Below are 23,221 nucleotides of genomic sequence, written 5' to 3'. Positions count from 1 at the left end.
CTTCGGTCCCTAAAGGGTCGCACCAGATGAGTGCGTTGATAGGTTGTAGGTGGAAGTGCGGTAACGTATGGAGCCGAGCAATACTAATCGCCCGACAGCTTCCTTTATTTTTTCTTTGAAGTGAGTTTAAGTAACTAGTTGAATCAACTGGTCTGAGACTTATGAGTAAGAATCCGATAAAGCAGCACGCTTGTGGAAAAGTATTAGTTTTAAGTAATCGGTCTTGATGTGGATGGTAAGTCCAGCACTAAAAAGGACTGAAGCTCTCTTATCGAACTTGTTGATCGTTACCAAAGAAACGATCCCGACGATTGATGTCGGGAACAAAGACTTTGGTGGCTACAGCGGGCAGGATCACCTCTTACCATTCCGAACAGAGAAGTTAAGCTGCCCAGCGCCGATGGTACTTGGACTTGATCCCGGGAGAGTAGGTCGCCGCCAATTTTATCACGAGCCCTGCCGACACGCGTCGGTGGGGCTCGTGTCATTTAGGCAGGGTCCAACCAGGAATGCGGTCGGCCCGAGCGACAGGCACCGGTGCCCCAGATCATAATCGATAATCCCATCCCACCAGTAACCGATCTCCGTCCCGCCAGCGGATCCATCCGCTAAACCCGGTTTCCGAATCGCCCTCCACGAATGCCCTGACGAATATCCAGTCCCCCTCCACTCTTTCGGAGAGTAAGATCTCGTCGGCGGTGATGTTCGTTTCCGCAGCGGCGTGCGGGAGGGGCCGTTGCCGCACGGGATTGGTCGCGGGATCCAAGGGATAGACGGCAAACACGCTTTGCAGAAAGTCAGGCCAGTAAAAAATGGATACGGCCGGGCGATCGACCCATCCGCGCTGACCGGTATCGGCATTCAGTTCGATTTGTACGCGGTTCCCGTGAGTTCCCGTGAGCCTGAAGTACAGCGACTCGTAATCTTCCTTCAGGTAGTAGGGAAGCAGATAAGGGGGGGCATACACGAGCGTATTCCGGTACCCTTCCGTATCATATACGAGACTATCCACCGGCGCTTCGAAGTAGTCGGTTCCGGGGTAGAAATACAGCTTTAATCCCTCGCGGTTAAAGGGCGCTCCCACGAACCCGTACCCCTCCAGCGCCGTGCCCCCGTCTTGTTCGACCTTCATCACGGTGTCCACCTTCGGAGCTACGGTATCCGGAGTCATCTGCCGCTTTACCCGCCGTTCGGCGAGGCTGTAGCGCGTATGGAAGATCAGTAACGCGGCAACAAAGAATAGACCAATGGCCAGCCGCCATATTTTCCGGGAGCCCTGGCGTGAGCAGTAGTACCCCACGAGTGCCACGGCTATGCCGCCGCCGATCAACATATAAAAGGCAACGATAGCCCCTCCCGCCAGCATCTGACCTTCTCCGGCCACACGACCGGGATACGCACCAATGAGCGCACCTGCGATGAAGGCAAGGAATACACTGATGACCGTGGCGAGTATCCTGGACCAGCGCATCCCTATAGGTCGTCCACGTCAAGTTCACTAAAGGCCGACTCGAGATCCTCCATCCGGTTCAGCCGCCTTCCCTCGATCTGCACGACGCTCTGATCGAAGATCACGGCCAGGGTACCGTTCATACTGGACTGATCGAAATGCCGAATGGCCTTATGTCCGTCGATCTGTAGGGTCTTGGTCGATTTCGATCCTTCCTCACTGTCGATGGTGAAGGAATTTACCATCCCCATATTCGCGAGATTTCCGCCCATACCGTCGCTGACGGTTACGGTTATCCGCCGGCCTCCGCTATCACCGGTATGGTAAGTAGCCGAAGCGGTCGCGATATCAAATCCACCCACCCCCATACTATTCGCACTACTTTCCTGTCGCTCCATACCGAGCAACTTCGCGGGAAGCATGGCCTTGAGCGCATCCTTGTCTAGCACGGAACGCTCATTCACCCCCTGAATGTGGGCGGCGACATCGGTAGCGGTCGTAGGATCGGAGGTCACCGAATTATCCACTTCGGCATCCGGATCGCCACAAGCTGTAAAAAAGAGGAAAAGAAGGGGAAGAAATCTGATGGGTAACATAAGCATCGGATTGGTTGCTTTACAAGTTACAACACAAATAAGAAATAGCTGCGTATATTCCATTGCAGGTTGAACCCCTCACTTAACCTTTCACCCTATGAAATGCCAGTACTTCCCTCCCGTACTTTTACTGCTCTGTATCCTCCCGTGGGCGGGTCTTCACGCGCAAACGGACGTAGCAGGCTCCCGGGATCATCCCCTCCTGACGCGCTATCCCGGCAGTTCCATCACCTGGTACGAAACCGAAAAGTACTTCGAGTACGATTTGGCCACCGGGCCCATCGCGGGCTACCGCTACATCGCTGAGCGGGATACGGTCGCCGGCCAAGTCTACCGCATCTACTACGAGGTACCCTCCACCAAGGAGGAAGTCTCGATCGGAGAGGTGTACATCGACTACAAACGAGCCATGGAACAGGCCGGAATCACAATCCTGACCGAAAGTCTGATCCCCGACGGCGGCGGCAATAAGATCGGCTCTCCCCAGTGGATCGGCATTGCCCTGGCGGGCCAGCAGCCGGCCGGTGGCTCGCCGGCCAGTAAGTTGTTCGCGGGTACGGCTACCAGCGGCGGGACGTTCACGCTGGTCGGGCAGCTGGTCCGGCCGGAGGGTACGACCTACGTTGCCATCTACGGCGAGCGCCACAGCCAGGATCTCATCGGCTACCTGGTGGACATCATCGAGGTCACCCCCGCGGAAACCGGTCTGGTCAGCCTCGACCCCGACTACCTGGCCAACGAACTGGAAGCTAAAGGCAGCATCAGCATCTACGGCATCGAATTCGACTTCGACTCCGCCACCTTGCGGGAGTCATCCCGGCCCGTTCTGGAGCAGATCGCCGCTTACCTTACGCAGTACCCGGATAAGAAGCTCTACGTCGTGGGCCACACCGATATGTCCGGTACCCTGAAGTACAACCGCACGCTTTCCCACGATCGCGCCGCCGCCGTCGTCCGTGCCCTGGAAACCGACCACGGCATCGCTACGGGCCGCCTCCTGCCCGACGGAGTGGCCTTCCTATCCCCCAAAGCCGCCAACGATACGGAGGACGGCCGTGCGCTTAACCGGCGGGTAGAACTGGTCCTGCGGCAAAACTAGGTCGGGGCGTTGCACGCCGAGTCCCACATTGGCCAAGGCGTCGCACGCCGAGCACCCCACGTGATTACCTTGCACAATCGCATCATCAACTAACACCCAATGCAAATCACCCACCTTCTCCAAACCGAACTGGCGCGGGAACACTCTACCACCGCCAAATTTTTTGCACGCTATCCCGGGGACAACAATGACTACGCTCCCCACGAAAAGAGTATGAAGCTTAGTCACCTGGTCACTCACCTCACCCACGTATTCGGCTGGACGGGCGATATGCTCGCTACCTCATACATGGACCTCGCCGGAGCGGAAACGCCGACGCCCCTCACCTCCTCCTCCAGCTTGATCACCGAACTGGACAAGAATTTCGGGCACAGCCAGGAGGCACTGAGTATAGCCACCGACGACGACCTCACGTCTAAGTGGGCCCTGAAAATGAACGGCACCGTCATCGCGGAATGGAGCAAGTATTTTGCCATTCGTCAGGCCCTCAACCAGATCACCCATCACCGCGCGCAACTCGGCGTCTACTACCGATTACTGGAGATCCCCGTCCCGTCGAGCTACGGGCCTAGCGCGGACGATCAGAGTTTCTGAATTGGTCTTGACGTGCACTGGGCGGCGGGGCGCGGGAGCAAGGCGTTTCAGGAAGGAGCTTTCACTGCCGGTTACCCCTCAAGTCCGTTGCATAGTCCTAAAGCCGCCATGCTGTGGGTATCGACCAGAGGCGGGTTCACCTGGTTCTACTCGCTACCTTTACACCAATCCCCGGTCCGTGTCAGTCCAAACCATCAAAAGCCAACTTCACCAATTCTGCGTCTCCGACACGGACCGCCGCATCACTACCCTCCAGAATATCCTGGACGGAATCAACAGCTCCCGCGAAAGCGAAACCAAGAGCAGCGCGGGGGATAAATACGAAACCGGACGCGCCATGCTGCACCGTGAGGAAGTCCAGGCCAATCGACAACTGCTGCAGGTGATGGAGGACCGGCGGACCCTGGCGGCCCTGAAATTACAGGATGGCGGCGACCGCGTTACCCGGGGTAGTCTGGTGGTGACCAAGCACGGAAGCTACTACCTGTCCATCGGACTCGGCAAGGTCAGGCTAGGGGATCAGGTATACTTCTGCATCTCCGTGCAGTCACCGATTGGCCGGGCATTCCTGAACCGTGGGGTAGGGGATAGCATCACCTTTAACGGAAGAACCCATACGATCGAGGATATTCTCTAGATGGGATCTACTAAGGTCTTCACCAGAGAGGCCGGCATTCCGGGAAGGGGTATTGCTCCCGCGCTCCGCCGCCCGAATAATGAAAGCCGGCAGGGCCGAGCGGGTGATCCTGCGCGACATCACCTCCGCCAGCGGAAAAGCGTTGCGGCTGAGTGAGAGAGACAGTTTCAAAAACTATGCAGTGCCCAAGCAGTTGACCCACTCTCTGAAATACTCCCCCCCATAATTGTGTTTGGGGGCCATTAAAATTTGCTGATACTATTCCTTAATTCCTGGAAGTACTTCGTAGCAATAATATATTACTACATCATCAACCTCGTCGTATCCATGAATTATTTTATACCCGTTACAAAGTGGTTTGGGCGTTTATCTCTTGCTCTCTGCGCCCAGCTTTACGCTGGCAAGCCTCGCCGACACTCAGGTGTCGCCTGCATTTGCCGCCTTAATCTGAACGAAGATAGCGCCGACCTAAATCTTCAAACCACTTCGTGCCGGGTATATTCCGGGTAGCTATAATTTTTCTTGCATCGGGTATTTCGATGTCTGGGTATACTTTCAAGATTCTATTCATCGCTTCACCGATAATTTCAATCACCCGTTCGATAGCTCTGCGTAGCATTTTGTGATTCACTTGTTTGGGCGTTGCTTTTCTGACCAAAAGCGAGTCACTTTTTGTGTGGCCGAGGCACTGGAAGTGGATCGTAGCCGGGCTACGAAGCCATTTTCAGCAACGAAGGACAGGCGCAAAGGGACCGTTTGTAGGTCGAATGGTAAAGCCCAAACAAGCTCTCAGCTATTCATCAAAAGAATTCACATCCTTCATGAAAGAGCTGGGAGACCGACGTGCGGTTGCTGAGCGCATCCTGATTGTTGCGGTATTTACTGGTGATGGCCGGGCAGATTTCAAGGATGTAGTCCGCATCAAGAACTGACTATATTGCTACCTTGTAGCAAACGGATCAGTATGGACACACGCATTACCCTTCTATTATTCTGGCTACTGATGGGGATTCCCGTCGCTAAGCTTGCTCCCGCGCTCGCCGCCCAGAGTGACCTCAAAGCAGCCGTAAGCGAAAGCATCGAGGAGCAATTTTCGGAGCTGACCCAGCTGAGCGACCGGATCTGGTCGTACGAAGAAGTCGCCTTCCAGGAGTCCCGCTCGGCGGAGGCGCTCAAGGAGTACGCGCGGGCGCAGGGCTTCACCATCAAGGAAAACATCGGGGACATGCCGACCGCCTTCACGGCGGAATACGGCAGCGGGAAACCGGTGATCGGAATCCTCGGGGAATTCGACGCCCTGCCGGGACTGAGTCAGGCCACGGTACCCCACAAGCAGCCGCTGAATGAAGGCGGAGCCGGTCACGGTTGCGGACACAACCTCTTCGGTACGGCCAGCCTGGGCGCGGCTACGGCCATTAAGGAGCTGATCGAAAGCGGAGAACTGCAGGGCACCATCCGTTTCTACGGTACGCCGGCCGAGGAGAAATACTTCGGGAAGTTGTGGATGATCCGCGCCGGGGCCTTCGAGGACGTCGACGTGGTCATGGACTGGCACCCCTCCGACGAAACGAAAACGGGGGTACAAACCGGTCTGGCGCTGGTCGACTTCATCGTCGAATTCCGCGGTCAGGCGGCCCACGCGGCCAGCGACCCCTGGAACGGCCGCGATGCCTCCGACGGTCTGGAACTGTATACCACCGGGATCAACTACTACCGGGAACACGTAAAACCGAGCGTGCGCATTCACTACGACATCGAGGTAGCCGGGGAAGTGGTCAACGTTGTGCCGGACTATGCCCGCATCTGGACCCGCGTGCGCGATGCCAACTTCGAGGGCGTGCGGCCGGTCTACGACCAGATCAAGCGCATCGCCGAGGGGGCCGCCCTGATGGCCAACGTGGAGTACGAGGTCAAGCTGGTGTCGGGCATTCACGAAGTGTTGGTCAACCGGACCGGCGCCGAGGTCCTGCAAAAGAACCTGGAGGAGATGGGCCCCATCGAGTATACCGACGCGGAGCAGGAATTCGCCCGGGGCATCCAGCAAGCCGTGAACAAGCCCCAGATCGGCGCCATCAGCAAGATCGAGCCTCTGGAGCAACCCCAGGAGGTCGCCAGCGGAGGCTCCACGGACGTCGGCGACGTCAGCTACGTGGTACCGGTGATCCGTCTGCGGGCCACCACCGCCCCGAACGGCACGCCCTGGCACAGCTGGGCCGTCGTGGCCTGCGGGGGCATGAGCATCGGTCACAAGGGCATGGCCTTCGCCGCCGAGGCCCTGGCCCGCACCATGGTCGACCTCTACCGGGACGAGCAGCTGCGTGACCGCATCCGCGCCGAATTCGAGGAGGATCTGGGGGAGTATGAGTATAAGCCGATGGTGCCGGAGGGGCCGCCGCCGGTGGGGGAGTAGCTGCTTACCGCTAATAACTTACTGACGAATGATCTACTGGAGGGCTTAGCAACTGCTAATTCGCCACCGTCTTGGTGACCGGTAATCCACGAAAGTCATTAGGGATACGGAGAGGTTTACGTGCTGCCTCCGGGGTGTCCCGTGGCTCTGGATTATTCTGATATTTCCTCGATCTGTAACCTGTTTCAGGAACCGTAGATCATCACGGATCGAACGGTCTTCGGTTGTTGCGGGGGGGCAACCATGAGGGTGCATCTTCCACTTTACTCTAACACGCTGACCTCCACGCGCCGGTTGCTTTGTCTGCCCGCCGCGCTGTTGTTGTCCGCTATGGCTCGGCCGTCGCCGTAGCCGGTGCTCTTCATTTGGGAGGGGGGTACTGATCGTTCGATAAGATAGTACCGGACCGCATCGGCTCGCTTCTGCGACAGCAGCACGTTCGTACCGGAAGATCCAACGTTGTCGGTATGTCCCGAGATTTCTATTATTAATCCAGGATTTTGCGCTAGGGTGGTGGCCAGATCGTTTAGTTGCGAGTGGGACGTACTCAGCAGTTTATCGCTGCCGCTGTCAAAGTAGATGTTATCCAAGATGACGCGTTTCCCCACCAGTTTGGCTTTTTCCGGGGCTTCCGTCTTGAACCGGTCGTAACTGATGTATTCCGCCTGTAGGTCCGAGTTGGCGGTGGCGAGGGCGGGGCTGGCCGAGGAGCTGCCGTCCGGTGGTGAAAGCGCGGCGGAACCAATGGAAATGTTTTCCCACCGCAGGTCAAAGTCACCAAAGTCAATGTCTACCCGGGGTAACGACTTGGCCTCGCGGGGAACCCCGTCGAAACCGAGGTAAAACTCGAGTTGGCCGTTGGCTGGAATGGACTGTTGCCATCCGTTACGGCCGGGGGAGGTGAATTGAGCGTTTTCGCTGCTGCCGAAGGAAAGGGCGGCAGCGTCGTGCGGCAGCCCCTGGTCATCGTACGCTTTGCCGCCCTCCACCTGGAGGTTGTGCGGACTGGAAACCGAATTTTCTACACGGAAGTGCGTGAAGACTTGGTTGCCCCGCCGGAAGTTGTCCAGGTAGGTGATCGTTTGGCGACCGGCAATTTTGCGATTCGGATTCTCCGTATCCACCGTCCCGGGAAAGGGAATTACGCCGTACTGGAAGTGAACGGGCTCCTCCGCCATGAACCACATGTCCCCCCGGACGAATTGCTTGGCATTGCGGTCTACCTTCAGTGTGAAAGAAGCGTTCAGCGGTATGTTGGATGGCATGGTCGCATAAGCCTTTTCGTACCGATTGCACCTATATTCTTGCGATACTACTTCCGCGCCGGATCCGGAAGAACTACAATCATTGGCCAGGCATACCTTATCAACGAAATAGAGTTGTCCATTTTCATCGTAAAAGCTGAGCATGCGGGTACAAAGTTCCATCTGCCGGTCGGTTCCCGACAGGTTGGTGATTTTGAAATCCATTTCGACCAGTTCACCGGATTTTCGGACATCGGTCATGTCGAAGCGGAAATTGTTGATGGTTACCGCTTCGCTACTGCTCTTGCCCCCACTTCCGACATTTCCTCCGGAGGGGACGCCGCCGTTGCCGCCGCCGCCGGTATGGGTTGCGAGCGTGCTGTTTAGACTGAGTTCCTGCATAGCACCTACGAACTTGGCCGACCGGTCCATTTCCCTGCTTCCTTTGTCGGTGCCCATGTTGCGAAGACTGACCACCTCGACGCCCATCGTAAGGCCAACCCGTAAGTAGTGACGATCTCCGGGCTTCACCTGAAGCACCTGCCGGTCCGATATGACGTCGGTAGGGTTGGCTCGGACCACGAATTCATATTCGCCCTCATCGCACAACTCCATGCGGTAGCGCTGGCCGAGATCGACCTGGGCGATGGGAACGCCGTCGTACATCAGGTATACCGTGGATGAGCCCGCCAGGGCCCCGTTGACGCGGTAAAAGAATACTTCGGCACACTGGGCGCCGAGGAAGGTCACCTGCATAAGCAAGCATCCCAAAAGGATTATATATTTCATAACGGGTGTTCATAGTGAGGTGCCAACCAAATAAGACAGCCGGCGCCATTCTGGATGGGTGAAGGATGTTGTACGCTACGGGCCGTAGCTTGCGTAGCGAACAAAGTATGAGCTACTGCGCGGGGTGTTTATCCCCAGAATTGGGGATATTCCTCCTGCAGAGTGGGGGGGGACATACGCTCAGCGCAGTTGCGCGGGCCACGGTAGGGTTTTACGGTTAGCGATTCGGGATGGCCGTGCTGGTGGCCGAACACTCGCGGGGCCTTCGCTGAGCTGGGGATACTGCTTGGTGCTAGACCAGATACGGGCGCCTCGTGCTGAGCCGCAATCCAGCATCGTACCTCCTGAATCCGAAATTGTACATCTCCCCATTTTATATGCCGACTTTCTATCTATATCCCGGCACCCAACTGTATTTTCCGGGCGCATGCTGACCTTCGACACCCAGACCCCCCAGAAATCCCTCAACAAAGCCTACCGCAAGGAAAAGGTAGCCCGCAAGGACATCGACCGCCTTAAGGCCGAGTTGCCGCGGCTGCTCGACCTGACCGGGGGCGACGACGTGAGCGAATCCACCCTGCGCGACCACCTGCAGCACTTCCTGCGGGAGGTGTGGTACCCGAAACAGGATTTCCTGGTGCAGAGCGAAGTGCGCCGTATGGATACCGTGATCCACGACGGGCCGAAAAAGAAGGACCCCATCGGCGTAATCGTGGAAGCCAAAACGCGCCGCAATTCCTCGGAAATGTGGCACCTGCGTACCCGCCCGAATTCCAAAGCGCTGCACGAACTGGTGCTGTACTTCATGCGGGAACGCGAAGCGGGCAACACCGGGATCAAGACGCTCGTAATCACCAACGGCGACGCCATCTACCTCTTTGCCGACCGCGACTTCGAGCGGCTGTTCTGGGAGAAGAAACGCTTCCGTAAACAACTGCTACAGATCGACGCCGATGGCGGCAAGACGAACGAGCAGGTCTACGAACACATCCGGCGGCACATCGCGGAGCTTGACGATAAGGTAACGGTGACCGAAGTCCAGCTAAGCAAGGTCCGCAAATACTGCGAGGACGGTAACGCGGATACCGACGACAAGCTGATTCCCCTCTACAAGGCGCTCTCGCCCGTGCACCTGCTGCGGCGGCCCTTCGCGAACGACTCGAATAAGCTCGATAAGGCCTTCTACCGCGAACTGCTCCACATCATCGGACTGGAGGAGGTGAGCGTAGACGGCAAGGGGAAGGTGAAGAAGAGCGGCGGCAAGAAAATCATCCGCCGCCTGCCGCCCGGACAGCGCCACCCGGCCAGTCTGCTCGAGAACGTGATCGACATGGCCACCACCGACCACCGCTTCCGCCGCCTGCCGGACTTCCTGAGCTACGGCAGCAACCGCGAGGAAAGGGAATTCGCCGTGGCCATCGAGCTGTGCATCACCTGGATCAACCGCGTACTCTTCCTGAAGCTGCTGGAAAGTCAGCTGGTGAGCTACCACCCGGCACCCAACCCGTCGGACGGTTCCAACCGTCCGACGGGGGCTGCGTATCGCTTCCTTACCCCCAAACTCGTACCCGACTACGACGGCCTCCACACCCTCTTCTTCAAGGTGCTGGCCGTGCGCCCCGGAGAGCGGCAGTCCATCGTCGACCACTTCCACCGCGTACCCTACCTGAACAGCTCCCTCTTCGAGCCTACGGAACTGGAGAGCCAGGTGCTCTTCGTCCACGCCCTCAAGGACCAGTTCGAACTGCCCTACCACCCCAACTCCGTGCTGCGGCGTAAGGGCTCGGCCCACCCCCTGCATTACCTCTTCGACTTCCTCGACGCCTACGACTTCGGCGGCGGCGGCGGGGCCATCCAGGAGGAGAACAAGCGCCTCATCAACGCCAGCGTGCTGGGCCTGATCTTTGAGAAGATCAACGGCTATAAGGACGGCAGCTTCTACACCCCCGGCTTCATCACCGAATACATGTGCCGCGAGACGATCCGGCGGGCCGTGGTGCAGAAGTTCCGCGACGACCGTAGTGCGCACTTTGCCGACTTCGACGCCGAAAGCTTCGCTGACCTGTGCCACTTCCTCAGTCGCAAGTACCGGTCCGAAGAACTGGAAGCCGCCAACGCCGTGGTCAATTCCGTTACCGTTTGTGACCCGGCGGTGGGTTCCGGCCACTTCCTGGTATCGGCCCTCAACGAACTGATCGCCGTTAAGGCGGAACTCGGCATACTCGGGGGCGGGGCCGCGGGTGCAGTGTTCAACCGCGAGGTCCAGGCTTCCGTGGAGAACGACGAACTGCTACTCACCTACCGCAGCGACGGCCGGCCGTTCGAATACCACGTGCGGGAGGACAGCAACGGTACCCTCCACGTCGACGATACCGTGCAGACCGTGCAGCGCACCCTCTTCGACGAGAAGCGCACCCTGATCGAAAACTGCCTCTTCGGCGTCGACATCAACCCCAACTCCGTCAAGATCTGCCGGCTGCGGCTGTGGATCGAACTGCTGAAACACGCCTATTACCGGGTGGAAGGGGAGGCGTCCTCCCCCTTTGGGGGCCGGGGGGCAAACGCCGTTACGGGTGGTGGTGAACGTACCCCGCCACATGGCTCCCTAGCCCCCAAAGGGGGGAGTACGGCGGGCGCGGGTGCCGATGAGCCTACCCCGCCACCTGGCCCCCTATCCCCCAAAGGGGGGAGCACGGCGGGCACGGGTGCTGGCGAGCGTACCCCGCCACATGGCTCCCTATCCCCAAAAGGGGGGAGTACGGCGGGCACGGGTACTGGCGAGCCTACCTCACTATATGGCCCCCTAACCCCCGAAGGGGGGAGTACAGCGGGACGGTCACAACTCGAAACGCTGCCCAACATCGACATCAACATCAAGCAGGGTAACAGCTTGGTCAGCCGCTTCGCCCTCGACGACGAACTGAAGGAGGCCCTGGCGGATTCTCCCCGCTTTAGACTTGACAGCTACCGCATAGCCGTAGCCGCCTACCACCGCGCTACGGGGCCGGAGGAAAAGCAGGGACTGCTGCGGGTGATCGATGAGATCAAGGGCAACTTCCAGTCGCATATCAGCCGCAACGATAAGAAAGTGAAAGCCCTGGCAAAGGCCCGTGGCCGGCTTGACCAATTGCAGGGACTACTGGAGGTAGGCGACCTCTTTGGCTCGGTGGACGAGAAGAAGGTGCGCAAGGAGATCGCACCCCTGAAAACGAAGGTGGAAAAACTGGAGACCGAGATCGAGTCCGTCCGCTCCAACGCCATCTACCGCAACGCCTTCGAATGGCGCTTCGAGTTCCCGGCGGTGCTGGGGGAGGATGGGGAGTTTCTGGGCTTTGACGTGGTGGTGGGGAATCCGCCTTATATCCGGCAGGAGGAGTTGGGGGACCTGAAAGGCTATTTGGAGCAATCTTACGAGGTTTATGCGGGCACCGCCGACTTGTTGGTGTACTTCATTGAGCTGTCGATGAAGAATCTGCGCAACAATGGGCAGTTCAGTTTCATCATTTCCAATAAGTTCATGCGGGCGGGCTTTGGTCGGGCCCTGCGCCGGTACCTGAAACAGTTCCGAATCGTCGAACTGATCGACTTTGGCGACCTGCCGGTTTTCGATGGTGCCACCACCTATCCCTTGATCATCAGTCTCGAAAAGAAAGCGCCCGCCGACACCTTTGTCGCCATGAACGTTCCGGGACTGGAAACCCAGCTCTTCCGCGAACAGCTCGCCGCGCATCGCTTTACGAGTCTACAATCCGAACTGACGGAGGAAGGGTGGAACCTAGCGGACGTGAAGACCCAGCGGCTGCTCGAAAAGCTCCGCAATACCGGAGTGCCGCTTGGAGAATACGTCAAAGGAGAGATCTATTACGGTATTAAAACCGGCTACAACGAAGCTTTCGTCATCGATGCCGATACCCGCGACAGGCTCATCGCCGAAGACCCAAAAAGCGCCGTGGTCATTAAACCCTTCTTGGCGGGACGGGACGTGAAGCGATATGTGCCGCCGGTGGCGGACAAGTATTTGATCCTTTTCAAGAAGGGGTGGACCTATTCTCAGGGAGGTCCTGCAATTTCCGAAACGGTGGGCCTAGCCTTACTTAAACGAGAGTACCCGGCAGTAGCTGGGTGGTTAATGAAGTATGAGGACCAGGCTAAAAAGCGGTATGATAAGGGTGATTTTTGGTGGGAACTTCGGGCTTGTGATTATTATGGAGAATTTGAGAAGCCAAAGATCTTTTATCAAGAGATAATGACTTTTCAGTCTTTTACTCTTGACGTAAACCATATTTATAGCAACAATAAACTTTTTATAATCCCTAATGGGACCTATTATACTTTGGGGATTCTAAACAGTTTAATTATATGGTTCATTCTCCGGAATACTGCTACAACCTATCGTGGTGGAGCTATTGCAATGCAAAGCCCTTTTATTCTGTCCTTGCCAATAGTTTATGACTTGAAATATGAGCAGACAATAGACCGCACCGTCAACAGGATTATTGAAATTAAATCCCAAAACCCCCAAGCCGACACCACCGCCCTGGAGGCCGAGATCGACCTGTTGGTGTACCACCTGTACGGGCTCTCCTACGAGGAGGTGTTGGTGGTGGATCCGGAGTTTGGGTTGAGTGAGGAGGAGTATCTGGGGGCGGCGCCGGAGGTGGAAGCTGAAAACGAGGAGCATGGCGCGTAAGCAACCGACTAGTCCAGAGTGCGCCCGGGAGATCGTTCGAAGGGTATTTGACCGACTGAAAGTCTGTCAGTCCGTCGCTGACATAGAGGAGCTGTGCAATCACGACTCCATCTGCAAGTTCCGGATGCCTTTGGAGAAGTTTCCGAGGCTGGGGTTTTCGCTTACGGCCGAGGAGGTGGAGCGGTTAAAGCGGGAAGGGTGGATCAACGACGACTTCTCATTGAATCATGCCTCCTTCGACGATTCGGTGGATCCAATTATCAAGCTCCTCTACGCCCAGGCCTGGAAGAACGGCGACGTGGGGAAGCACCGCCACATCGCCCGTGGGGCTGCGGAAGCGAACTCCACGGAACGCAACTGTGCGTCTGCCTTTGTGTACTACCAGTTCGGGGCTCACCTTGGCAGTGGGGGCGCGGAGCCGATTGTCGACCAGCACGTGCTGCGCGCCTTCGGCATTTACCGGGCGGGGGAGGATGAGATTAAGATTAAAAAGATGCTTAAGCTGGGTCAGTTGCGCAAGTCGCACGTGGACCTTATCGACGACTACAGAGCCTGGATGGCTGATGATGAGGATTTATGTGACTCGCTTCGCGCCGAGGCGGGGTGGCGGTATGGGGGGGATCAGGTGTTGTTTGCGCTGGGTAGGGCGGTGCGGTAGGCCCCCAACACAGGGGCTAGCGGGGTGCAGTGAGATTTGGACCGGTCGAGGTGTTAAGGCATTCGGCTGTTCAGCCAGGGGGGCAAACCAGTGGTAGGTGCGCTTGCCTGACTTTGGTGGTGGCTTCGGTTTCGCGTGCTTGGAAAATCACACTTTCTGCGTCTCGTTTGTTAGGGCTATGTCTATATGATCAAATTTTAACGGTCGATTGGTGTCGTGTTAGATTGTATTCCACCGCAGCTAACCGATAAAATTGAAGTGCCAAAATAATCAATATTTGATGATTTGTACCATTTTTCCCCATCAGTAATTTTATGGTAAGAAAGCCTTTGAGTCTTCAGTTGAGATAAAATCCGGTCATATACTTCTGCCATGCATTCTGACGCATAAATGTTAATATTGATCCGGTCTCTGTTTTCCTTGCACCAATCACTTTGCCAAGAATCTGTGGAGCATGATTGAAGGTGTCTTTGATAAAGTGCGATGAAGGAATATTGTAATTTTTGTAGCTTTCTCATAGCACATTCTGCAACGAAAATTCCATACATAGTGGCTCTTGGTTCTCTTGCATAACGTCTATCTTTGTCAGTTAACATTCCTGTTTCGTGATCTATAAGGTGTCCGAGTTCATGACTAGTAATGAATAAGTAGCGTTGGTAAGCTTCTAAGTGAGTTATATTTTGTCCATACACATCGACTGAGCGACATAGGCTATTATAGAGAACAATTTGCCGGCTATTCTCGTGGTATATTCCAAGAACTTTAGAGTTGTTATTGCTTTGAAGGCTATTGCAGTAGGTCCATCCGCCAAATCTGTCAAAAACAGTGGCCATGCTTCTCTGGATAAGGGATGGGTTTGCTTCCACATCAAATTTATCTATCCATCTTCTTGATATTTTACGGACATCCATGGGAGTAATCATTGACATAGCTTCCTTAAAGCTTCCAAAGGAGAATATATCTTCACAGTTTTCATAACCAAATTGAATCTCACTCATGTCGTCATTCTCAGCCGTAAAGCTACTTTCTCTTAAAAATAATTGCTCAAAATCAGGAAGGTCACCATCTGGAAGAATTATTTCAGTGACAACTACTTCTTCCCCATCAATGGTATCAATATATCTAGTTTCAGAATTTGGTTCGGCCGGTAATTTGATTGGACAATATGGGTCGTCTGGACAGTATTTGTGTATATTACCTCCCTTGGAAATAACTGGGCAGGCGTCAATATATGCAGTTGGTGGAACTACAGGGTAGTCGGGATTAGCATCGTTCCACTGTTTAATTTTTTCGTAGCAAGGTTGTTCAAGCCAAAAATTTGAAAATATTATTGGCGAAATAGAATCGCACAATGAAGAAGTGTAGTTTGAAAGAGAATTATTATTGCCGATATCTCCATCGGTTGAGCAGTTAGTTGTCAACAGAAGATAGATTGCCAGAAAATAATAGTAGGACAGTTTATTCATGGGGGGATTTAATTGATAAGGCCGCGAACAGTTTTAGAAAAGGCAATTGCAGCGGAGCGTGCATCAATATTAAACCCAACAAAAAGTCCAACATCCCATTTAGAAACGGTTGGTATGCTTTCACCTTCGCCTAGAGTTATGTTATCCCCCGCGCTCAAGTTAGAATAGGAAGCTAGACGGTTTACCTTGCCAGCATGGGCACCAACGTTAAACGAGAAAAATCCATTTAAGCTTATGTTGAATCCTAAGTATCCATTGTCTAAAGGATCGACTACATCGATTCCCATGAACAAATCTACATGAGGGTCCCAAACACTTGGTTCAATAGCACGAGGGCCATTTAGGAATGCTGTGAATCCGGCTACATAGTGAATATTGTTATACTCCTCAATGTTAAGTGTAGATGTATTTTGGTTGGTGTTCGAGCCATACTCAGAGGGCACAATAGAGAAGGAACGGTCCTTCAATAAGGACAAAACTGGGCCGAACACTATCGAACCTGAATAGGTGGCAGAAACTGGAAAAGCATATTCCGCAAGATTTAGGGTAGCCAAACCATTTCGTGCTTGTATTGCCATTTTGCCCTCACCTGCTTCAAAATAGGACAATGTCAGTCTTTTAACCGTACAGGTTTCCTCGTCAGGAACACTTCCCATTGCTGCATTTTGATCATCAGGGACTCCAAAATAATGTACAACATTGACATCTCTTGTCTCGCTGGTGCGAATAACTCCAACTTGATTTGACAGACCCTTGGGCAATATAAGGTCAATGTAAACGGAGCTGCCTGCTAATATTTGATTTGGTTGATGCCATGAATACCCAAAAGGCGAGATAACAAACGCTGAGTCTGGAATAATGTACCCGTCGCTGAGTAGCTTTAATTCATCTGGTGTACACCGTATAGAGGCATATTTCTGTATTGTCTTTTCTAATTCCACATCAGCTTCGGTTGACTTTGGTTTACTGTTTTCGCCCTGTGCAGTAACTTGTGCAACAAAAAATATCATATAAGTTGAGAACATAATTTTGGAAAATAACTTTGCTTTCATTTTGGCGTTTTTATGTAAGATAATTTGTTTAAATTAAATAAATTGTTAGTGTGTACTACAAATTATTTGTGAATTAGGGCCGTTGATGAATCCATCCTCTGTTTGTTGTTAGTCTGGTGGAGCAATGCAATTGCATTTAGAGTAAAGTCATTTGTTAAGTTTCTGGAATGCGCCGATTTTGAAAGGGCATGAATTTAAAATTGTTGATGTAGTGATTTTAATAGGTCGTGACACTAAAATAGTCTAGCTTCTGAATAAAATGTTATATTAATTGACTCACAGCTTTGTTGTACAGATTAGAATATTATATTGCTTTTGATAGCATAAACTCTAGCGATGAAAAGTTATGTATGTTAAATGAAGATGTACTGAATTGCAAAGGTTCCATTTACCCATCTTGATTCAATCTAATTAGGATAAAAATTGGGATAATAAAGCGGGAACTCAATCACCAGGGCTAGGTATAATTCAACATTTACCCACCCGCCTTCACCACCCCCACCCCCCGTCCCCACCCAACCAGTTCCACCGGGCTCTTCGCCCCCGCCTTGCGCAGCATATTCTTGCGGTGGGTACAAACCGTATAGTAGCTGATAAAAGTTACCTAGCGATGGTGTGACTATCGAGGCCCTAGGCTGCGAGTTTGAGGATTTCGATCTATCGGCAGTTAAGCTCGGTCACGGCGCGGTGCAGCTGAAGAAGAGGATTTTGCAGCGGGTGGATCCGTAGGGGGAGAGTGTATTTACAGCTAACAAGCTCGTGAAACTTTCAGAGGGTGATGTCCGATGCCAGATAGAAATCAGCGAGGGGCCGGCCGCATATACCGAAATCAGGAAAGAAGAGATGGTGACTCAGGTGGAGGTAGTTGCCCGGTTCTCCGCACAAGAGCCAATCCAAACAATCTGAAGGTCATGTACCGGAAGCAAACACTGCAGTCGTCATGGGAATCCGCTACAAGTTTGGCATCCCCAGTCCATTGCAGATCGACTGATCTGGTCAGCATTGTTCGCAATAACTGTAGCCCGTTACATCGGTATATTCCCTCAAAGATTCTCTAATGCTGAATTCAGTGCATTCTGAGCAAAGTACCTCCGGAATCCACCCGCAATCGCCGGCAGGGGGTTGACGAAAACATTCAGGGAGCCGTCGGCCATGAGCATCACGTCGAGGAAGTCGAGGTTCTCGGCTCCCGGTTTCTGATTGGCACCGGTGGGAATCGAAGTGATGACCATGGAGTTGTCGGTGATCTCGGGATCGGCCGGACCTGGGGTGAAAGCCGACCAGATTGCCTTTTGTATCATACCGGCAATGGTGCCGGAAGCGATACCCTGAACCGAAATCCTGGTGTGGATGAGGGTCGCGACAAACTTCTTCGTCGTTGGGTAGAAGAAGCTGCCGATCGGCCACCGGGTGGAGAAGCGAAGTCCCATTTCGATTTGGAAAGTCGGATCCGGCGCGAGGGGGACACTTACGAAGCCATTGACGCGAATGCGTAGGGTGCGGGGGACGGAGCCGTAAAAGCCGTACTGCCAGTCGTCTACGCCCAGGAAGTCTACGCCGTGCAGCCCGCCACGGACGGTGTACGAAAAGATGCCCGTGTCCAACTCAAAGGAAGGCATCCTGCGGTCGATCGTGGTACGTAGGGCATCCAGAACCTGTTGTCGGGTCGCAGTAGCGGCCAGCGCTTCCTGCGCATCGCCCCCCCGGCCAAAGACCATGCCGTTCTGAAAGTGCGACCAGTACATGGTGGGGCCGCCACCGGGGTAGGCGGCGGACAAAGATTCCTCATCCCGTACGGGATAGCCCAGGGGGCCGGTCTCCCAGCTCTGGGACGCCCAGCGGAAGCGGCAGGGGTTCCTGACGTAGAAGGGGCCGGTAGTGGGCGTCCAGTATATGGATGACTTCACAAAGTGATTGAAGCGACCTTTCCCGTCGGGGCACCCGGTTTCGTCGGTGGTGGGCAGCCCGAGCAGGGTGGGACCGTTTACCTGCGAGTACTTTCGCCGGATCTCCCCGTGTACCTCGTGGGCGCCGGTGGTATCTGAGTAGTAAATGTCGCAATCAGCGTACCTGCGCACGAACCCTCCCCGGACGGGGGTGACCTCGCCCAGCGGGGAAGCGGCCAGGGCACCCAGTTGGTCCGCCTTGGCGGCGATCGCGGTTTCCGCACGGGCGGAATGCATCAAGTCGGTGATCGTATCTACGTCTACCATCAGGTCCAGCTTATCCAGTCGGTGGTGATGGTGCATCAAGACCGGTGACAGGTCATATGTCAAGTTGGAAAGGTTACCGAGCGGTGAGGTCAGGTTCAAGTCCGTATCGCTAACATCCAGGTCGGGGGGCTGCGGAAGACCTCCGAAGCGCTCCCGCACTTCGAGTGCCCTGACGTTGAGGTGCTGCTCCGCGACCTGCGTTGCCGTTTCAAGGAGTTCCGGAAATACATCATCCCCGGTGCGTTCCGCCAGTTCCCGGCCGATCTTTACGAAGAACCGGTGGTCCTCCTCCGTGTACAAAACCCCGTCAAATTCGGGGTCGATCAGGTTGGAGGCAATGATTTCAATACGTTGCCCGGCTTCGGAAAGCCTTTCAATATATTCGGGTTCTATGCTGAGCAGGGCATCCGTCGCCGGCACGGCCGCCGCGCTCAATCTGCGCAGTAGGGCTACCTCCTCCCGTTCCCCGAAGATGGCCGCGGCGTTGCGCAAGGAATTGAAGTGTAAGGCTTGCCCCCGGGTGGCGGAAAAGTTCTCGACGGAGCCTCCCATACAACCATCGGATGTCGGTTGACCGGCGACAACCACGCCACCGCCCTGACCGCAGAGGGCCTCGTCGCGCGGGGTGGCCAGCTTGTGTCCGTCGAACTCACCGCCCTGGCACGTAGATCTTGAATCAGCCATAACTCAATCATTTAGTATGAATGAATAGCTTAGATTTCAATCCTGGTGTCCCGCGATGATTATAGGAGTCGATATGATGGGTAGGGAAATATTCCGGCTTACGCCTTAATTTCCGGTCCTAGTTTATCAGGGCTCATACTTTCATGTCCGTGCTTTGGTGTTGATTTCTAAGAAGTCTACCAATTTTACCTTTGCACGATACGGTGTTGGTGGTCGTGGGTGATGACATTTCTAGTCACACGGATGCCCGACTTAGTCGTATGTTTTACCACAGAAAGGATTACTATCTCTTGACTATGGTGCGTTGGCTATAGTCAAAGTTGGGTATCGCATCCTTCGTGATCAAATCGCTAGCTCTAGGTATTTTCCAGGTCTTGGAATAAGTAGCTCAAACCCTCACACCAACCCCACCCCCCGTCCCCAACCCACCAACTCCACTGGCGTCTTCACTCCCGCCTTGCGCAACATATTCTTGCGGTGGGTACAGACGGTGTGGTAGCTGATAAACAGCCGCCGCCCAATCTCGTGACTGTCGAGGCCCATGGCGACGAGTTGCAGCACTTCAATCTCGCGGCGGGAGAAGTCGACGGTAGGGGAGCAGGAGAATACGACGGTCTTTTCGCCGGTGCCGTTGGTGTACTGGACGAGGAGTTGGCAGTAGTGCGGAGCCTTCAGCGCCGTGATGTCCGATACCAGCGTAAGGTCGGCGAGGGGGCGGCCACGCATATCGAAGTTGGGGAAGGAGAGGTGGTGACTGAGGTGGAGGTAGTGCCCCTGCTGGGTGCGCATGCGGCAGGTGAAGACGAAGCTGAGGTCGCCGCGCGCCGTAATGGGCTGATGAAGGAGCTCGCGCTTGATCTCCGCGTAAATCTTGACTACACATTCTCTATCGTCGGGGTGGACTTGCCGGAAGGCTTCCTGCGGTCCGCTAAATTGCCAGGTGTCCCGGTTGTAGCCGAGCAGTCGGTAGATGCCCGGACTGACGTAGCGGAACCGACCGGTCTGATAATCCACCGAATAGCAGTAGACATTGGTCTGAGCCATCAGCTGCTCGAAGGGGGAATCATGACCTATGGGGGGAAGTGGTACGGCGGAAATCTTGATCGCCGCCCCAGCCCGCCCCCTGCCGGCGGGTATAGAGGTTGACGGGAGCATACGGATATGAGTCTTTGGTGTTAGCGTAAATTCCACTGAGCCAATCGGAGTAACCCACATGGCAAACCTATTTCTTCAAATCAAGGGGTAACGAGCGCGGTCACGAGCGGCCGGTAGATCTTCGCCCCCAGTCTGTTCATCACAAGTAGGAAAATACGGGAAAACCGGGGTTCACATTTAAAAAAGATCATCTGAATGCAGCCCGTTCTTTAGCGCTATTTGGATGGGGTGATCGCTACGGAAGAGCGGTAAAACACGTCTCGAATTGCCGGAGGTGATATTTCTGTACGCAGGTAACTGGAGTGGATGCGGAATGAGGCCGCTTTACCTGTATTCATTGCACCCGCGGCCCCGCCCCTTATGTCCTCTCGGCGTGCAACGCCTCGACCTGAAACGAGCGAAGCGAGCATCCACGCCATTTTTAAATTTCAAATTGAAAATTGAAAATTTGAAATTTTACCCCCTTTTAAACTACCCCGGCAACCTCCGGATTCTCCACCAGCGGCCGGTCCACGAAGTACATCTGTAATTGCTCTCCGTTCTTGGCCTCGATCATGCCGCGGTAGGTGCAGGCGAAGTGGTGGCGGATAAGTTCGTAGGTGAAGAAGGAGATGTTGATGCGACCGGCGTCGGAGCAGGTCTCCATGCGGCTGGCGATGTTGACGGTCGGGCCCCAGATGTCGTACTGAAACTTTTTCGTGCCCACGACCCCCGCGACCACGGGACCGGTACTGAGGCCGATGCGCATGTCGAACGGTATGATGCCTTCCGGCTTTTCAATCTTGACGCTCCGGACGAATGCGGCCATCTCAAATGCGGCGTTAATGGCGTCGACGGGATTCGTATCGTTGATGACCGGCAGGCCGCCCACGCACATGTAGGAATCCCCGATGGTCTTAATTTTTTCCAGTTGGTACTGGCTGGTGATCTCGTCGAAGGCGCGGAAATAGTAGTCCAGGCTCTTGACTACTTCCGTCGGTGAATAGTGTTCGGCGTACTCCGTGAACCGTTTGAAGTCCGTGAACAGCACCGTGGCCCGTTCGTACCGCTTGGCCTTTACGAAACCGTTCTGCTTGAGTTCCTCGGCGGTATCGCTGGGTAGGATGTTGAGCAGGATCCGTTCGGAGCGATTACGTTCCTTCTGGATGAGCCGGTTGCTTTTCTTCGCGAACCAGTACTGGTAAAAAATTCCCGCCACGGTGAAGATCAGAAAGAGCGCAAGGGCGTACAGGAGGTTGCGTACCGTATGCGCGCGTTGGATCTGTACCTCCTTGAGCGCATTGTCCTTGTTGAGCATCGCAATCTGGTTCTCCTTCTTTTCGATGTCGAACTGAAACTGCAGACTCTGAATGCGATTGTCCTTTTCGATGGTGTAGAGCGTATCCCGGATGGAGTTGAGTAAGGATTGGTACCGGAAGGCTTCCGGGTAGTCGTCCTGCCGGGCGTAGGCTTCGGTGAGGCCTTCGTACGCATCCTTCATGCGAACCAGGGAGCCTACCTCGCGGGCGAGGGAAAGTGCCCGTTTGAAGGTCTCCGCCGCCTGCTCCATTTGCTGGCTGAGCAGTTGTGTCTGACCGATGCCGACCAGCGCCGTCGCCATCTCCAGCCGCGCTTCCCGTCCGGCGGCCACGGTATAGGCGCGCCGGTGGTACTCCAGGGACTTCCGGTACTCACCCTTCGCGGCGTAGGTCTTTCCGAGATTGTACAGCGCGTAGGGCGCGTTTCCTCCCGACTGCTCGTAGGCCGCGAGCGCCTTTTCGAAGTAGAAGATCGCCCGCTCGAATTCACCCCTGTCCTGATAGATCTCTCCCAGATTGACCGCCGAGGTACCGATGGCTTCCAGGTCATTCACCCCCTCACTGATGCTTAGGGCCCGCAGGTAGTAATCGAGGGCCCGGTCGTGGGTGTTGGTGTTGTTGAAGTATACCGCCCCGATGTTGTTCAGGGCGGTGGCAATGCGGAGGGAATCCCTGATTTGCTCGGATACCTGCAGGGAGCGCAAGTAGTACTCTAGGGCCTTGGGGTCGTCACCCTGGTTGAAGTACACCGCGCCGATGTTGCTGGTCAGGTTACTAATCCCCAGCCGGTCGTCGATGGCTTCGAAAATCTCTAGCGACCGCTGCCAGTTCTCCAGCACCTCGAAGTAATCCCCCTTGATGTAGTAGGCCAATCCGATGTTCTTCAGCGCGTAGGCCAGGCTGGTCTGGTCGTCGATCCTGCGGGCCAGTTGACGCGCACTCTCGGCGTACGCAATGGCGGAATTGGGGTCCGACCGGAAGGTGTGCGTGCTCAGTTCCAGCAGCGTCCTCAGCCGGAGGGTGTCGCTCTTGGCCGTTTCGAGTACGGCGCGTAGACTGTCGACGGGCGGATCGGCCGCCCGCACCGCCTGCGTCACTCCCAGGATCAGGATCAGCAGCACGCGCACTAGCCTCGCTCCCGTCGCTGTGACCGCGGTAATTTTCCGGTATATGGTTCCTCCTGCTG

15 protein-coding genes, 2 rRNA genes and 1 pseudogene are annotated in these 23,221 nt (G+C 55.0%); 9 read left to right on the top strand and 9 right to left on the bottom strand.

The features are described from left to right. Both NMA52_RS17365 and rrf read left to right on the top strand, forming a co-directional pair. Positions 1 to 108, top strand: a 23S ribosomal RNA gene (locus NMA52_RS17365); the annotation flags it as partial. A gap of 223 nt (positions 109 to 331) precedes the next feature. Beyond that, positions 332 to 444: ribosomal RNA gene (rrf, locus tag NMA52_RS17360) — 5S ribosomal RNA — on the top strand. Between the two features lie 103 nt (positions 445 to 547). Here the strand turns inward: rrf and NMA52_RS17355 are convergent. Together NMA52_RS17355 and NMA52_RS17350 are read right to left on the bottom strand one after the other, a co-directional pair. Then, complete coding sequence (locus NMA52_RS17355; RefSeq protein WP_254828975.1) at positions 548 to 1,471, bottom strand: hypothetical protein; 924 nt, start codon at positions 1,469 to 1,471, stop codon at positions 548 to 550. A 2-nt stretch (positions 1,472 to 1,473) separates the two neighbouring features. Then, on the bottom strand, positions 1,474 to 2,046 hold the full coding sequence (locus NMA52_RS17350) for a hypothetical protein (RefSeq protein WP_254828974.1): 573 nt from the start codon (positions 2,044 to 2,046) through the stop codon (positions 1,474 to 1,476). Between the two features lie 97 nt (positions 2,047 to 2,143). Between NMA52_RS17350 and NMA52_RS17345 the strand changes: the two genes are divergently transcribed. The 3 genes from NMA52_RS17345 (at position 2,144) to NMA52_RS17335 (ending at position 4,376) form a co-directional block, all read left to right on the top strand. Next, positions 2,144 to 3,145 (top strand): OmpA family protein, encoded by a 1,002-nt coding sequence (locus NMA52_RS17345; protein WP_254828973.1) that lies wholly within the window; start codon positions 2,144 to 2,146, stop codon positions 3,143 to 3,145. Between the two features lie 99 nt (positions 3,146 to 3,244). Next, positions 3,245 to 3,739: a DinB family protein gene (locus NMA52_RS17340; RefSeq protein WP_254828972.1), complete on the top strand. Its 495-nt coding sequence runs from the start codon at positions 3,245 to 3,247 to the stop codon at positions 3,737 to 3,739. Positions 3,740 to 3,917: 178 nt separating this feature from the next. After that, the gene (locus NMA52_RS17335; protein WP_254828971.1) at positions 3,918 to 4,376 is read left to right on the top strand and encodes a GreA/GreB family elongation factor; all 459 of its coding nucleotides are present in this window, start codon (positions 3,918 to 3,920) and stop codon (positions 4,374 to 4,376) included. Between the two features lie 499 nt (positions 4,377 to 4,875). Here the strand turns inward: NMA52_RS17335 and NMA52_RS19270 are convergent. Beyond that, positions 4,876 to 4,992, bottom strand: a pseudogene (locus tag NMA52_RS19270) (antitoxin); the annotation flags it as partial. Between the two features lie 151 nt (positions 4,993 to 5,143). Between NMA52_RS19270 and NMA52_RS17330 the strand changes: the two are divergent. Next, entirely contained in the window at positions 5,144 to 5,308 is a 165-nt protein-coding gene (locus NMA52_RS17330; RefSeq protein ID WP_254828970.1) for a hypothetical protein, read from the top strand. A 32-nt stretch (positions 5,309 to 5,340) separates the two neighbouring features. Further along, positions 5,341 to 6,786: an amidohydrolase gene (locus tag NMA52_RS17325; protein WP_254828969.1), complete on the top strand. Its 1,446-nt coding sequence runs from the start codon at positions 5,341 to 5,343 to the stop codon at positions 6,784 to 6,786. A gap of 263 nt (positions 6,787 to 7,049) precedes the next feature. Here NMA52_RS17325 and NMA52_RS17320 read toward each other — a convergent pair whose 3' ends face one another. Continuing rightward, positions 7,050 to 8,819 (bottom strand): OmpA family protein, encoded by a 1,770-nt coding sequence (locus NMA52_RS17320; RefSeq protein ID WP_254828968.1) that lies wholly within the window; start codon positions 8,817 to 8,819, stop codon positions 7,050 to 7,052. Positions 8,820 to 9,246: 427 nt separating this feature from the next. Between NMA52_RS17320 and NMA52_RS17315 the strand changes: the two genes are divergently transcribed. Together NMA52_RS17315 and NMA52_RS17310 are read left to right on the top strand one after the other, a co-directional pair. Continuing rightward, positions 9,247 to 13,509, top strand: coding sequence for an Eco57I restriction-modification methylase domain-containing protein (locus NMA52_RS17315; RefSeq protein WP_254828967.1), 4,263 nt, complete (start codon positions 9,247 to 9,249; stop codon positions 13,507 to 13,509). 130 nt (positions 13,510 to 13,639) lie between these two features. Then, complete coding sequence (locus tag NMA52_RS17310) at positions 13,640 to 14,167, top strand: hypothetical protein (protein WP_254828966.1); 528 nt, start codon at positions 13,640 to 13,642, stop codon at positions 14,165 to 14,167. A gap of 197 nt (positions 14,168 to 14,364) precedes the next feature. On the opposite strand, the gene NMA52_RS17305 is transcribed toward NMA52_RS17310, so the two are convergent. The 5 genes from NMA52_RS17305 to NMA52_RS17285 form a co-directional block, all read right to left on the bottom strand. Continuing rightward, entirely contained in the window at positions 14,365 to 15,633 is a 1,269-nt protein-coding gene (locus NMA52_RS17305; protein WP_254828965.1) for a hypothetical protein, read from the bottom strand. Positions 15,634 to 15,641: 8 nt separating this feature from the next. Beyond that, positions 15,642 to 16,685: a hypothetical protein gene (locus NMA52_RS17300; protein ID WP_254828964.1), complete on the bottom strand. Its 1,044-nt coding sequence runs from the start codon at positions 16,683 to 16,685 to the stop codon at positions 15,642 to 15,644. A 1,043-nt stretch (positions 16,686 to 17,728) separates the two neighbouring features. Then, entirely contained in the window at positions 17,729 to 19,582 is a 1,854-nt protein-coding gene (locus NMA52_RS17295; protein WP_254828963.1) for an LGFP repeat-containing protein, read from the bottom strand. A gap of 396 nt (positions 19,583 to 19,978) precedes the next feature. Then, positions 19,979 to 20,737, bottom strand: coding sequence for a LuxR C-terminal-related transcriptional regulator (locus tag NMA52_RS17290; protein ID WP_254828962.1), 759 nt, complete (start codon positions 20,735 to 20,737; stop codon positions 19,979 to 19,981). Positions 20,738 to 21,203: 466 nt separating this feature from the next. Next, positions 21,204 to 23,156, bottom strand: a complete 1,953-nt coding sequence (locus tag NMA52_RS17285; protein ID WP_254828961.1) for a tetratricopeptide repeat protein — start codon at positions 23,154 to 23,156, stop codon at positions 21,204 to 21,206. Positions 23,157 to 23,221: the final 65 nt, after the last annotated feature.

It is taken from the genome of Lewinella sp. JB7, assembly GCF_024297185.1.
GTDB lineage: Bacteria > Bacteroidota > Bacteroidia > Chitinophagales > Saprospiraceae > Neolewinella.
Note: the sequence above shows the minus strand (reverse complement) of the source record. Positions and strands in the feature narration are given on the sequence as shown.

Bases quoted from the DNA above. Each gene is read 5' to 3' on its own strand.
- NMA52_RS17355 (WP_254828975.1), bottom strand. From the start codon at position 1,471: ATGCGCTGGTCCAGGATACTCGCCACGGTCATCAGTGTATTCCTTGCC.
- NMA52_RS17350 (WP_254828974.1), bottom strand. From the start codon at position 2,046: ATGTTACCCATCAGATTTCTTCCCCTTCTTTTCCTCTTTTTTACAGCT.
- NMA52_RS17345 (WP_254828973.1), top strand. From the start codon at position 2,144: ATGAAATGCCAGTACTTCCCTCCCGTACTTTTACTGCTCTGTATCCTC.
- NMA52_RS17340 (WP_254828972.1), top strand. From the start codon at position 3,245: ATGCAAATCACCCACCTTCTCCAAACCGAACTGGCGCGGGAACACTCT.
- NMA52_RS17330 (WP_254828970.1), top strand. From the start codon at position 5,144: ATGGTAAAGCCCAAACAAGCTCTCAGCTATTCATCAAAAGAATTCACA.
- NMA52_RS17325 (WP_254828969.1), top strand. From the start codon at position 5,341: ATGGACACACGCATTACCCTTCTATTATTCTGGCTACTGATGGGGATT.
- NMA52_RS17320 (WP_254828968.1), bottom strand. From the start codon at position 8,819: ATGAAATATATAATCCTTTTGGGATGCTTGCTTATGCAGGTGACCTTC.
- NMA52_RS17315 (WP_254828967.1), top strand. From the start codon at position 9,247: ATGCTGACCTTCGACACCCAGACCCCCCAGAAATCCCTCAACAAAGCC.
- NMA52_RS17305 (WP_254828965.1), bottom strand. From the start codon at position 15,633: ATGAATAAACTGTCCTACTATTATTTTCTGGCAATCTATCTTCTGTTG.
- NMA52_RS17300 (WP_254828964.1), bottom strand. From the start codon at position 16,685: ATGAAAGCAAAGTTATTTTCCAAAATTATGTTCTCAACTTATATGATA.
- NMA52_RS17295 (WP_254828963.1), bottom strand. From the start codon at position 19,582: ATGGCTGATTCAAGATCTACGTGCCAGGGCGGTGAGTTCGACGGACAC.
- NMA52_RS17290 (WP_254828962.1), bottom strand. From the start codon at position 20,737: ATGCTCCCGTCAACCTCTATACCCGCCGGCAGGGGGCGGGCTGGGGCG.